The 13,007-nt window shown below is 69.6% G+C and carries 8 protein-coding genes and 1 pseudogene; 6 read left to right on the top strand and 3 right to left on the bottom strand.

Features of this window, described 5'->3' with window-relative positions:
• Nucleotides 1–237: 237 nt before the first annotated feature.
• The 3 genes and pseudogenes from ACZ4XX_RS27980 to ACZ4XX_RS27970 all read right to left on the bottom strand — a co-directional run.
• Nucleotides 238–1,170, bottom strand: coding sequence for a peptidoglycan-binding protein (locus tag ACZ4XX_RS27980; RefSeq protein WP_468510637.1), 933 nt, complete (start codon nt 1,168–1,170; stop codon nt 238–240).
• Nucleotides 1,171–1,415: 245 nt separating this feature from the next.
• The gene (locus ACZ4XX_RS27975; RefSeq protein ID WP_468510636.1) at nt 1,416–2,951 is read right to left on the bottom strand and encodes a PucR family transcriptional regulator; all 1,536 of its coding nucleotides are present in this window, start codon (nt 2,949–2,951) and stop codon (nt 1,416–1,418) included.
• Between the two features lie 601 nt (nt 2,952–3,552).
• Nucleotides 3,553–4,794: pseudogene (locus tag ACZ4XX_RS27970) on the bottom strand (glycoside hydrolase family 10-like protein); the annotation flags it as partial.
• A gap of 500 nt (nt 4,795–5,294) precedes the next feature.
• On the opposite strand from ACZ4XX_RS27970, the gene ACZ4XX_RS27965 reads away from it, so the two are divergent.
• The 6 genes from ACZ4XX_RS27965 to ACZ4XX_RS27940 all read left to right on the top strand — a co-directional run bounded on the left by ACZ4XX_RS27965 (nt 5,295) and on the right by ACZ4XX_RS27940 (nt 12,853).
• Complete coding sequence (locus ACZ4XX_RS27965) at nt 5,295–6,911, top strand: peptide ABC transporter substrate-binding protein (protein ID WP_468510635.1); 1,617 nt, start codon at nt 5,295–5,297, stop codon at nt 6,909–6,911.
• A 73-nt stretch (nt 6,912–6,984) separates the two neighbouring features.
• Complete coding sequence (locus ACZ4XX_RS27960; protein ID WP_468510634.1) at nt 6,985–7,911, top strand: ABC transporter permease; 927 nt, start codon at nt 6,985–6,987, stop codon at nt 7,909–7,911.
• On the top strand, nt 7,904–8,845 hold the full coding sequence (locus ACZ4XX_RS27955; protein WP_468510633.1) for an ABC transporter permease: 942 nt from the start codon (nt 7,904–7,906) through the stop codon (nt 8,843–8,845). The genes ACZ4XX_RS27960 and ACZ4XX_RS27955 overlap by 8 nt, the downstream gene beginning before the upstream one ends.
• A 6-nt stretch (nt 8,846–8,851) precedes the next feature.
• Nucleotides 8,852–9,856, top strand: coding sequence for an ABC transporter ATP-binding protein (locus ACZ4XX_RS27950; RefSeq protein WP_468510632.1), 1,005 nt, complete (start codon nt 8,852–8,854; stop codon nt 9,854–9,856).
• Complete coding sequence (locus tag ACZ4XX_RS27945) at nt 9,840–10,850, top strand: ABC transporter ATP-binding protein (RefSeq protein ID WP_468510631.1); 1,011 nt, start codon at nt 9,840–9,842, stop codon at nt 10,848–10,850. The genes ACZ4XX_RS27950 and ACZ4XX_RS27945 overlap by 17 nt, the downstream gene beginning before the upstream one ends.
• Nucleotides 10,847–12,853, top strand: coding sequence for an N-acetylmuramoyl-L-alanine amidase (locus ACZ4XX_RS27940; protein ID WP_468510630.1), 2,007 nt, complete (start codon nt 10,847–10,849; stop codon nt 12,851–12,853). Before ACZ4XX_RS27945 ends, ACZ4XX_RS27940 begins: the two co-directional genes overlap by 4 nt.
• Nucleotides 12,854–13,007: the final 154 nt, after the last annotated feature.

Below are 13,007 nucleotides of genomic sequence, written 5' to 3'. Positions count from 1 at the left end.
GGACGTGGGGGGCGACGCGGGCGCGCAGCGTGCGGACGTTCGCACGCAGCGCACCGAGGTCGATCTCGGCGCGGGCTCTGCGGGGCGGCGGTGTCCCCTTCATCGTCGGCTCCCCTTCGCGAAAGACACTGCACAACGTACGAGGCAGGTGCCGGGAAGCAGCCGACCGACAGGCACATGGCCCGCGTTGGGGTCGGGGGTGCGCAGAGCGATGGCTTCCCGTCGGTCGTCCTCCGGTCAGTAGGTGCAGCCCGAATCCGGGAGGACCCACGGAGACGGCGGGGTGAGGCCGTCGTAGAGGGCGAGCAGCATCCGCTGGGGGCAGACGGAATCGCCCTGCCGGAAGATGCCGAAGTGGAGGTGGGGTCCCGTGGAGTTTCCCGTGTTACCGGTGTGGGCGACCAGCTGGCCCGCCGTCACCCGGGATCCGTCGGTCACGGCGCGGCTGTCGAGGTGGCAGTACTGGTAGCGAATGCCGTCGTCACCGTCGATCGCCACGCCCAGGCCGCAGGAGTCGCCGAGCCCGCCGTTGACGCGTGCGATGCCGGAAGTGATGGCATAGGCGGGCGTCCCCGTCTCGACGGCGATGTCGGCGGCGGGGTAGTCGTGATGGGCCCACAGGAGGCTCTCGCGACCGTCGAAGACGTCCTCACGGGGAATGATGAAGGCGTAGGTGCCCTGAGGGCCGGATCCGGGCGGTGATCCGATCAGGTGCTGCCAGGTCGTGGCTCCCACCGTGGTCCCACCCGTGAGCTGGTGCTGGGATTTGTAGCTCCCCACGGCGGCGCTCGTCTGCTCACCGAAGACGCCGTCGGTCGTGACGTCGTACCCGTGCTTGCGCAGCTGGAACTGCAGCGCGCGAACGGCGTATGACTGGGTGGAGCCGGGAGCGACGCCGATCACGAGCTTGCCCCAGGTGGCCGGTCCGACGACCCCGTCGGCTGCGAGACCCTGGCTCTGCTGGAACGAGATCACGGCGCTTCGTGTCTGCGCATCGAAATCGGCATGGGCCGTGACGCTTCCCCCGTGCTGGCGGAGGAGGAACTGCAGGCTGGCGACGTTGTCTCCGGTTGCTCCCTTCTGCAGCAGGTGCCAGGCCGGGAGGGCCGCATGCGCGGGGACCGCGGCGAGCAGCCCGAGGATCAGTGCGGCGACGAGGGCGGTGATCATCGCTCGCGTGGCTCTGAAACGGGACTCTCGCACGGAGGGAGTGGCGGATGACGAGACCACGAACGGTCCTCTCTGCTCGTACGACTGTCGGCCCCGGTGAGCTCGGCAGGGTGCCCTCCCACGGGGGGAGGCTGACGCCTCGGCCGCTGTCAGCGGGGGCTTGACCGGCAGACGTACGGTAGGAACCGGCGCGACTGTCTGGAAATGGACGGGATGTCGATCCGTCCACGGGCGGCTTGGACCGTTTATCCCTGTGGAGAGACGCCGTTCCTGTATTTCTGCTGATGGGGGAGGGGCGTACCGACCGCTCGTGCCGTCAGGGCCAGCCAGAGGTCGACCCGGTCCTCCGCTCGGTCCTGCTGTCTTCCCGTCAGCCTGGCCACCTTCTCGATGCGGTTCTGGACGGTGTGCCGGTGCAGGCCCAGCAAGGCGGAGGTCTCTGCCCAGGAGCCGTTCGTCTCGAGCCAGACGCGAAGCGTCTCGGTGAGTTCCCCGCCCGGATCCGCGGCATCGAGCGGAGCCAGTACGGTGTCGGCGAAAGCCGCCAGTGTCGCGGGACTGCCCAGGCTGAGCAGGAGCCTGACCGAGCCTGCCTCCGAGGCGCTGACAGGACGTCCCAGCTCGGCACTGGAGGAGAGCAGAGAGATCGCCTGGCGTAGGGAGAGGGCCGCGTGCTGCGGAGCGACGGCCGGGCCTATCCCCGCTGGACGGCCCGGTGCGAACCGGCGGAGCACGGCCGACGTGTCCAGGTCCTCCGAGACGACCATCTCGACCGTGTCGCCGGTCACGCGTGCGAGACCTCCCGGCACCGCCAGGGCGAGATCCGCCGCGAGTTCGACCGGCTCGCCGGCAGCCTGTACCGCCACGGCCCGCACTGTCGACGAGGGGACATCGGCCGTGCGCAGCAGGGTCCGTGCCTGGTCCGCCGTGATGTCCGTATGGAACAGCCTGGCGAGAATGGCCGCTCGACGGCGGCGCTGCGGCTCGTCGGCCAGGTGACGGCGTTCCAGTTCGACGGAGAGCAGGGACACGAGGACACTGATCAGCAACCGGGCCTCCGGCGAGTCCGCGTCGAGCAGGACGAGGAAACCGCGCAGACGCGTCGTGCCGAGGGGCTGCACCACGAGTCTCCCGCACGGCAGGTCCGCACCGCCGCTTCCCCGGAGTCCGTGCAGAGCGACGGTGTCGATCACCGGGGCCGCGTTCGCCAGCAGCTCCTGCCCCTCGGCCCCGGCTGAACCGAGGAGCCGTCCTGAGGGATCGCACACGGCCACGCCCGAGTTCATCGCCTGGAACCAGGACGAGAGAAGTCCCGTCAACCCGTCGCTGGAGGCCGCTGCCGAGGACAGACGCCGCTGCGTCCGAAGGGTTCGCTCCAACAGGCGTCGCTCCTCGGACGCGCGAGCTACGAAGACCGCTTTGGTGATGGAGGCGAAGGAGACGTTCGGCGGTGCGGTGAGCAGCGGCAATCCGGCCTGCTCGGCATGGCGGCTCAGAGCGGTCGGCACCGTCTGCAAGGGCAGGCCGGGACCCACTCCCACGATGAGGGCGGCGGCCCTGCCGCCACTGAGGTCCCCCACGTATGCCGCACAGTCGGTCTCGTCGGCCGACAGCAACAGGCCGCTGGTCATCACCACTTCGGCGCCTTCGAGCCAGGAGGCAGGACGCGTGTTCTCGGTCGCGTGCGCTGCCTCCACCACCCGACCGAGGCCCGTACTGCCCGACACCAGACGCAAACGAAGAGAAGGAATGGCCAACAGATCGCGAACGGTGAGAGGCATGGGACGCATGGTCCATGAAGTGGGTCCGCCTGTCGACCGTATGTCCAGCACCCAGCCGGCGACCGTCCGCGCCGGTGTCCGACAGGCCCGCCAGTGGAGCCGACCGGGCCGTGGAACGCCGCACAGACCTGAGCAACCGTGCCACGGGCAGCGCGGATTGCGGTGCGCTTTCGAGGTGACCTTGACGGGACGGGGGCGAGGGCATGCCTCACCGACCGCTCCCGATGCGGGGACCGGTCCGTGAGAACCGCGTGTGTCAGTCTGCGGGTCGGGACATCCTGCCTGGGCGCTGGAGACGGTCTACGGCAGACACCGCGTACCAGCATTCCGCCGGCGCTTCGGAGTCGTGGTAGACCGCCTCCTTCCCGCCGGGAACCACTGCGACGAGGGAGGCGCTCCCCGCTTCGAGGCGGCGGCCGGGCTTGCCGGGGAAGCGGTGGATCGCGTAGCGGAACGGGATGTTCTTGCTGCCGGGTGCCCCTGCGGTGATGAGAAGGGTCGCGGTGCCGGTGCGGACCTCCCGCCGGACCTCGACGGTGGGACGGGGCGGGAGAGGGCCCTTGTCCAGGCGGGCCGGCAGAGGGCCGAGGACGGGCTGCCGCCAGTGCGCGGTCCGCATGGCGGCGAAGTCGCCCACGCGATCCGCGCGGACGTCCTTGGCGCTGAAGAAGAGGTCGCCGCCCATCTCGGGAAGCGTGGCGTTGAGCGTCAGGTGGCGCGTCAACTCCTTGCCGTCCTGCCATGGATCCGGCTGCCCCGCCGTCCCCGACTTGTAGACCGCCTGCCCGATCCACAGTTCCGTGTCCGTTTCCCTGACCACCTCGGCCCACCATGGTGCGAGAACGGCGTAGTCGGCCGCCGGCAGCCCGATGTGCCAGTACACCTGCGGCGCGATGTAGTCGAGCCACCCCTGCCGGACCCATCCTCGGGTGTCCGCGTGCAGACCGTCGTACGACTGGAAGGCAGTGGTCCGGGAGCCGCGCGGATCCGTGGCGGCATTGCGCCACACTCCGAAGGGGCTGATGCCGAAGAGCGCGTTCGGGCGTACGGCGCGTACGGCGTCCCGCATCTCACGGACCATGAGGTCCACGTTGTGGCGACGCCAGGCGGCCTTGTCCGCGTAGCCCGCTCCGTAGGTCCTGAACGTCTCTTCGTCGGGGAAGTCCGAACCCGCTGTCGGATACGGGTAGAAGTAGTCGTCGAAGTGGACGCCGTCGATGTCGTACCGTCTGACGGCGTCGAGCATGGCCTCCTGGCAGAAGCGACGCGCCGCCGGCACGCCGGGGTCGTAGTAGAGCTTGCCGCCGTAGGACACGGTCCACTCCGGATGGGTGCGAGCCGGATGGCCGGGAGCCAGCGCGGACGGGTCGGCCTGCATCGAGACCCGGTACGGGTTGAACCAGGCGTGAAACGCGAGGCCTCGCCTGTGCGCCGTCTCGACCATGAACTCCAGCGGGTCGTACCCGGGGTCCTGTCCCTGCGTCCCGGTGAGCCACTGGGACCAGGGCTCGAAGACCGAGGGCCAGAAGGCGTCGGCCGTCGGCCGGATCTGGACGAACAAGGCGTTGAATCCCCACGCGAGGGCGTCGTCCGCCAGCCGTACGAACTCCGCACGCTGTGCGGCGGCGTCCAGGCCCGTGCGAGTGGGCCAGTCGATGTTGACCACGGACGCGATCCACATTCCGCGCATCCGGCGCGTGACGGGATCGGCAGGAGGCACGGCGGCGCGGGCCGCCGCCGGTGTGAGCGCAGTGGCACAACCGGCCGCCGCGAAGGCGGCGAGTAACGTGCGGCGGTCGAGAGCGGGGAGGGACGAGGAACCAGCGGTGTGTTCCGGTGACATGGCTGCCTCCGCGGGCGATGTGACAACGGGTGTGCGTGGTACACGGTTGCGTTGCGTCCGGCGTAGGAGTGTCGTCGAGAGACCCCGTATGACGTGCACCACAGGAGCCACGTCATCGCCGTACAGGTAACGTACATAAGGCTGGCTGCTCTGAGCGGCGTTATGTATCTTCTGTTTCACGGGCGACGTGGTCACACCGACGAGCTGCCGCCCCTCCCGAACCGCGCGGTCCGTGTGACCGCTGTCGCCGACCGGGCACCAGCGACAGCGGCGGAGCCCAGGTGTCGGCCGATGCGCCACAGCCCATGCTCGTCTTCGTGGACCCGTGGGAGCAACGACCCGATGTCCACCGCACCGCGCGGGCCCTGGACATCCTGTCGATCGTCTCCTCGCCGACCGGGTACCTACCGTGTCGCCCCGACCTCACTCCAAGAACCTTCCTCCCGGACGCCGTTCCACGTGCACTCCGGACCGCCTTCCCGAAATGAGCGCAGCGCACCATGAAGCCCACTCGCTCCACCGCCCTCGCGGCATCCGCCGCCCTCACCCTCGCCCTGGCCGTGACCGCCTGCGGCCCGGCCGGGCCGACGAAGCCGAAGAACTCGTCAGGCAAGCCCGGCGGCGCCTACTCGGTGGCGCTGACGGAGCCGGACCACCTCCTACCGGGGAGGACCACCAGCAGCTACTCCCTCCAGGTCCTGCAGGGGATCTTCGACCCGCCCGCCTCCCTCGACCCGGAGGACGGCAGCGTGAGGCCGCTCGCCGCCGTCTCCTGGGCCAGCGACGACAACATCGTCTGGACGATCAAGTTCAGATCCGGGACCACGTTCCACAACGGAGAGAAGGTCACGGCCGCCAGATTCGCGGACGCCTGGAACGCCGCCGCCTACGGGCCGAACGGCTGGGACGCCAACTACTACTTCGCCCAGATCAAGGGATACGAAGCGCTCAATCCGGCAGAGGAGGGCGCCACGCCGTCCGCACGGACCCTGGCCGGCCTGAAGGTGCTCGACGATACGACCCTGCGGGTCACCTTGAAGGCGCCCTTCGGCCAGTTCCCCATGCTGTTGTCGTTCCCGGCCTTCGCCCCCCTTCCCCGAGCGGCCACGGCCGACCCGGACGCCTTCGACATCGCACCGATCGGCAACGGCCCCTACCGGCTCGACGGCCGGTGGGAGCGCAACCAGAAGATCAAGCTGAAGAAGTTCTCCGCCTACCGCGGTACCCGCAAACCCATGGCCGACCGCATCGACTTCAAGATCTACACCAGCCGTGAGACCGCCTTCACCGAACTGCAGGCGGGCAACGTCGACATCCTGACGACCGTCCCCGCCGCCAACTCCACGCAGGCCAAGCGCCTCTTCGGCGAGCGCTTCTCCATCCGTCCCAGCGGGACCATGGACTACCTCGGACTGCCCGTGAAGGATCCGCGTTTCGCCGATCCCCGGATCCGCAAGGCCCTCTCCATGGCCATCGACCGCGAGGGCATCACCCGGGCCATCTACAACGGCGTCTACACGCCCGCCACCTCGCTCGTCGGCGACATGGTCCCGGGACACCGTCCCGACGCCTGCGGTCGGACCTGTGCGTACGACCCGGCAGCCGCCAAGCAGCTGCTCGAAGCGGCCGGCGGCTTCGACGGCCCGCTGGAGCTCTACTTCTCCAACGCGGACCCCACCTACGAACAGTGGATGACCTCGGTCGCCAACCAGCTCAAGGACAACCTCGGCATCGAGGACGTGAAGTTCCGCAAGATGGCCCCCGCCGACCTGTCCTCACTGCTCAACGACGGAAGGAACAAGGGACCCTTCCGGCAGAACTGGGTCATCGACTACCCCAGCATCCAGAACTACCTCGACGGGCTCTACTACCCCGGCAACCGATCGGGCTGGAGCGACAAGGAGTTCGACGCCCTGGTGGCCCAGGGCAACGCCGCTCAGGGCGCGGAGGCCGTCGCGGCGTACCAGCGGGCGGAGGACATCGCCCTGCGTGAACTGCCGTACATCCCGCTGTGGAACTGGCAGGACCAGTCGGCGTGGAGCGACAGGATCGGAAACGTCGTCATCGACTCCTACGCCGCCGGCCTGCACCTGGACCGCGTCACCGTCGACGAGTGACACCGTAGCCGACCCTCTGCGGAGCGCTTCTTCCGGTGCTCCACGCAGACCTATCCCCTGGGGGCCGCCCGCCGTGTGGAGATTCGTCGCCCGTCGCCTGCTGCATGCCCTGCCCGTACTCCTCGGCACCACCTTCCTCATCTACACGCTCGTCTTCGTCCTGCCCGGCGACCCCATCCAGGGGCTTGCCGGTGACAAACCCGTCCCGCCGGCGGTCCTCGCCGAGCTGCGCGCCCGCCACCACCTCGACGACCCCCTGTGGGCGCAGTACACGCACTACCTCACAGGTCTGCTCACCGGCGACCTCGGCACCACCTTCACCGGCCGCGACGTGTCGGACCTGCTCGCCGACCGATGGGCCGTCACACTGCAACTCGGCCTCACCGCCTGGGTCCTGGAGCTGGTCCTCGGTATGGCCCTCGGCGTCTGGGCGGGTCTGCGAAAAGGCAGGTGGGACGACAGCGCGGTGCTCTTCGGCACCACTCTGATCATCTCGACACCGGTCTTCGTCGTCGGATACCTGGCCCAGCTCGTCTTCGGCGTGCAGCTCGGCTGGCTGCCGGTGGCAGGTGCCGACGGAGGGTGGCCGCTGGCCTACCTCCTGCCCGGCCTCGTCCTGGCCTCGTTCGGCCTCGCCTATGTCGCCAGACTCACGCGCAGTTCTCTCATCGAGAACCTGCGGGCCGACTACGTGCGCACCGCCCGTTCCAAAGGACTGAGCCGACGTCGTGTCGTGGTCAAACACACTCTGCGCAACTCGCTCATCCCCGTGGTCACCTTCCTCGGGCTGGAGCTGGGCGGTCTCATGGCCGGCGCGATCGTCACCGAGTACATCTTCAACCTGCCGGGCGTCGGCCAGCAGCTCTTCCAGTCCATCCAGCTCCGTGAAGGCCCCGTGGTCGTGGGCACCACAACCGCCCTCGTCCTCGTCTTCCTGCTCGCCAACCTGCTTGTGGACCTGCTCTACGGGCTGCTCGACCCGAGGATCCGCCATGACTGACACCGCCAGGACCCCGGAGGTCACAAGCGACGCGGTGAAGGACACCGCGGCGTCCGACGCGACACGCCCGCTGCCGTCGGAGCGGGCTTCCCTCAGCAGGGACGCATGGCTCGAACTGCGGCTGCGTCCCACGGTGTGGGCCGCCCTGATCACCCTCCTCCTCATGACGGCGATGGCTCTGGCGCCCGGCGTCCTCACCTCGCTGCTCACCGAGGGAGGAGACCGCTGCGACCTCGCCGACTCCAAGCTGGGCCCCTCGGCCGGCCACCCCTTCGGATTCGACCTGCAAGGCTGTGACTACCTGGCCCAGGTCATCCGCGGCACCCGCCCCTCACTGGTCGCCGGTCTCTCCGTCACGGCGGCCTCCCTTCTGATAGCCGTCGTCCTCGGACTCCTGTGCGGTTTCCACGGCGGCTGGCTCGACGCTGTCGTCTCCCGGGTGACCGACATCTTCTTCGGCCTGCCCTTCGTGCTCGGAGCCACCGTCATCCTGGTCGCCTTCCCCGATCACGGCCTCGGTGCCATGATCCTCGTCCTGACGGCGCTGGGCTGGACGACCATGACGCGCATCATGCGCTCCCAGGTCATCGCACTGGCCGACGCCGACTACGTGCGAGCCGCCCGCATGCTGGGCGCCCGCCCCGTACGCCTCATGCTGCGCCACATCCTCCCCAACGCGATCACCCCCGTCATCGTGGTCGCCATGCTGAACGTCGGAGCGGTCATCTCGGGCGAGGCGACACTCGACTTCCTCGGAGTCGGCCTCCAGTACCCCCAGGTCTCCTGGGGACTCCAGCTGAACGCGGCCCAGGCCTTCGTCCTCGACCATCCCCACCTGCTGCTCTTCCCCGCCCTGTTCCTGTCCGCGACCGTCCTGAGCTTCATCCTGCTCGGTGACGCCGTGCGCGACGCCTTCGACCCCCGGCTGAAATGAGCGCACATGTCCACTGCCGCACATCCGCTCCTGGAGGTCGAGGACCTCTGCGTCGAGTTCCGTACGAGACGCGGCACCATCCGGGCGGTGAACGGACTGTCGTACACCCTCCGTGAAGGCGAGACCCTGGCACTGCTCGGTGAGTCCGGATCGGGCAAGTCAGTCGCGGCACAGGCCGTCATGGGACTGCTCGACACCCCGTCGGCGCACATCACCCGCGGTGCCGTCCGGCTCCGTGGCGAGGACCTGCTCTCGATGCCGCCGGAGCACCACCAGGCGGTGCGGGGTGCGCGTGTCTCCATGATCTTCCAGGACGCGCTCACGGCGCTCAACCCCGTGCTGTCAGTGGGCGACCAACTGGCCGAGATGTACAGGGTGCATCGAGGAACAGGACGCAAGGCCGCACTCGCCCGCGCCATCGCCCTCATGGACCGCGTCCGCATCCCGGCCGCCTCCCGCAGGGTCCACGACTACCCGCACCAGTTCTCCGGCGGGATGCGCCAACGCGTCATGATCGCGATGGCGCTCGCCCTGGACCCGGAAGTCGTCATCGCCGACGAACCCACCACGGCCCTCGACGTCACCGTCCAGGCACAGATCATGCGACTGCTCGAACAACTCCAGAACGAATCCCGTATGGGCCTGTTGCTGATCACCCATGATCTAGGCGTGGTCGCCGAGGCCGCCGACCGGATCACCGTGATGTACGCCGGCCGCACGGTGGAGTCCGCGAAAGCGGAAGAGCTCTACACCCGCCCCGGCCACCCCTACACCCGGGGCCTGCTCGATTCGGTACCCCGCCTGGACCGCATCGGCAAGCCGCTCGTCCCCATCACCGGTGCTCCACCCCTGCCGTCCTCCGTCCCCACCGGATGCGCCTTCCACCCCCGCTGCCCTCGTGCCGAGCCGCGCTGCAGCAACGAAGCACCTCCCTTCCGGGCCCTTTCGCCCGCAGGACATCGCAGCGCCTGCCACTTCGCCGAGGAGGTTCACCGTGTCCCCATCGGCTGAGGCCGCTCCACCCCTCCTCCAGGCCAAGGCGCTCACCCGCCACTTCCCGGTCACTGAAGGGGTGCTGCTGAAACGCCGCACAGGGGCGGTCAGAGCGGTCGACGGCGTCGACCTGACCGTCCGGCGCGCCGAAACACTCGGCATCGTCGGCGAATCCGGGTGCGGCAAGTCGACCCTGGCCTCGCTCCTGATGGCCCTGGACCGGCCCACCTCGGGCACGGTCACGATCGACGGGCAGGATCCGTTCTCCCTTTCCGTCAAAGAACTGCACACTCTCCGCCGACGCGTCCAGATGGTCCTGCAGGACCCGTACACCTCGCTCAACCCGCGGATGACGGCCGGCCAGATCGTCGGAGAACCGTTCGCCATCCACCCCGAGGCGTTGGCCAGGGCCGACCGCGGTCGACGCGTGGCCGAACTCCTCGAAACGGTCGGCCTGGACCCCACTCACCGAGACCGCTACCCGCACCAGTTCTCCGGCGGACAGCGCCAGCGTCTCGGAATCGCACGCGCACTGGCGCTGGGGCCCGAGCTGCTCCTATGCGACGAGCCGGTGTCCGCCCTCGACGTCTCCGTCCAGGCCCAGGTCCTCAACCTGCTGCAGGACCTCCGCCGCGACCTCCACCTCGCCTGCGTCTTCATCTCGCACGACCTCGCGGTGGTACAGCACCTCTGTGACCGGATCGCGGTGATGTACCTGGGGAAGATCGTGGAGACCGGCACCCGCGAGGAGATCTACACGACTCCCCGCCACCCCTACACCCGGGCGCTCCTCGCCGCGGCCCCCGTACCGGACCCGAGCCGGCGCGCGGCCGACGACGAGCACCTCCTGGAAGGCGACCTGCCCTCCCCGGCCTCACCGCCGTCCGGGTGCCGCTTCCGCACCCGCTGCGCCTACGCCCGTGAACAGTGCCTGGTGGAACCCGAACTGCGCACGCGCGAAGAGGCCGATCACCCGACAGCCTGTCATTTCCCCGTCGAAAGCACGGCATGAAGGAGGAACGCGTGACAAGAGGACGTACCCCGCGCCGACGGGCGGCCGGCGCGGCGGCAGCCGTGACGGTCCTGCTGGCCGGAGCGCTCACCACGGCTCCCGCCCAGGCGCAGTCACCCGTCGACATGAAGCACACCGCCGCGACCGGGGCATTGTCCCGCGCGGACCTCTTCCGCACGGCCGGCGAGCGGCATCGGGTACCCGAGGCGGTTCTGCTCGCGGTGTCCTACCTGCAGAGCCGCTGGGACGATCACCACGGCGCGCCCAGCGTCGATGCGGGGTTCGGCCCCATGCACCTGACCGACGCCCGGGCGGCGCTTGCCGAGGCACCCCATCACTCGGACGGTGACGAGGACCCGCGTGGCGACGACTCCCGGCCGCCCCTCACGCCCGGTGAGGCACCCGACGGCCCCGACCGGTTCCCCGCCGCCCTGGAGACCCTGGGACGGGCCGCCGCGCTCACGGGACTGCCCGCCGACCGCCTCAGGAACGACCCCGGGGCCAACATCGAGGGCGGAGCCGCGCTCCTCGCGGCCCACCAGCGAGCCGCGGGCCTGCCCCTGAGCCCCGACCCGGCGCAGTGGTACGCGGCGGTCGCCGCCTACTCGGGCGCCACCGAGGCCGCTGCGGCACGCCGATTCGCCGACGACGTCTTCTCGCTGATCAACACGGGTGAGTCCCGACAGGTCGACGACGGAACCGTCGTCACCCTACCGCCCGCGTCCGTCCGGCCGGTGACCCGGCAGCTGGAGAGGCTGGAACTGAGAGCCACGGTCCCGGGGGCCGAATGCCCTCGCGACCTGGGCTGTGAATGGACGCCCGCCCCCTACCGGAAGCTGTCGGAGGAACCGGGCGACTTCGGCAACCACGACCTCTCCGACCGTCCGTACAACCAGGCCATCGACTACATCGTCATCCACGACACCGAAGCCACCTGGGACACCACCCTCAAGCTGGTCCAGGACCCCACCTACGTGTCCTGGCACTACAGCCTCCGCTCCGCGGACGGCCACATCGCCAACCACCTGCGCGCCAAGGACGTCGGGTGGCACGCCGGCAACTGGTACGTCAACTCCAAGGCCGTCGGGCTGGAGCACGAGGGCTTCCTGGCCCAGGGAGGCCAGTGGTACACCGAGGCGATGTACCGGACGTCGGCCCGCCTCGTCCGCCACCTGGCCGAGAAGTACCGCGTCCCCCTGGACCGGGCGCACGTCATCGGGCATGACAACGTACCGGGCACCGTGCCCGCGAACGTCGCCGGCATGCACCAGGACCCCGGACCCTACTGGGACTGGGACCACTACTTCGACCTTCTGGGCAAGCCGTTCAAGGCGCGGGGCAGGGCCGGCTCGCCCCTGGTGACCATCCACCCGGACTACGGCACGAACACCGAGCCGTACTACTGCGGAGCGACGCCGGCCGACCTCTGCCCCGTACACGGATCGGCCTCCCTCACACTGCGCACGGAACCCCGGGACGACGCCCCCCTGGTCACCGACACCGGCATCCGTCCCTCTCCCGGCACCTGGTCCGTCTACAACCACGCCGCCCGTGTGAGCACGGGGCAGAAGTACGTGGTCGCCGAGCGCCGCGGCGACTGGACAGCCCTGTGGTACCTCGGGCAGAAGGGCTGGTTCAAGGACGACCCCCGACGCGCGAAGACGTTGCCCGCCAAGGGGCTGGTGGCGCGGCTGCGCCCCGGACTCGACAGCGCGCCGCTCTACGGGCGCGCCTACCCGGAGCCCGAGGCGTATCCCGACGACATCCCCGTCCAGCCCCTCGTGCCGCTGCAGTACGAGCTTCGACCGGGACAGCTCTACAGCGTCGGCCAGACGGTGAACGGTGAGTACTACCACTCCAAGACCTTCGAGCTCGCAGGCCACACCGTGGTCCGTGGCGCGCTCAGGTACCACCAGGTGCAGTACGGCCACCGCATCATGTTCGTCAGGGCGGACGACGTGGTCCTCACGTCTGCCGCCAGGCTGCCTCGCGTACCGGACTGATCACGGGCGGGGCCTGGAGTGGCACGGGGCTCCGATTCGGGAACGCCAGGCCGTTACCATGTGGCCCCGGGGCGGGGACGGGGGGGGGGGGGGGGGGGGGAGGGGGGGGGAGGGGGGGGGGGGAAGGGGAGGGGGGGGGGGGGACACAGGGGGA

The sequence above is a fragment of the Streptomyces sp. NPDC029956 genome (genome assembly GCF_055574655.1).
This window is presented reverse-complemented; position numbering and strand designations above follow the sequence as displayed.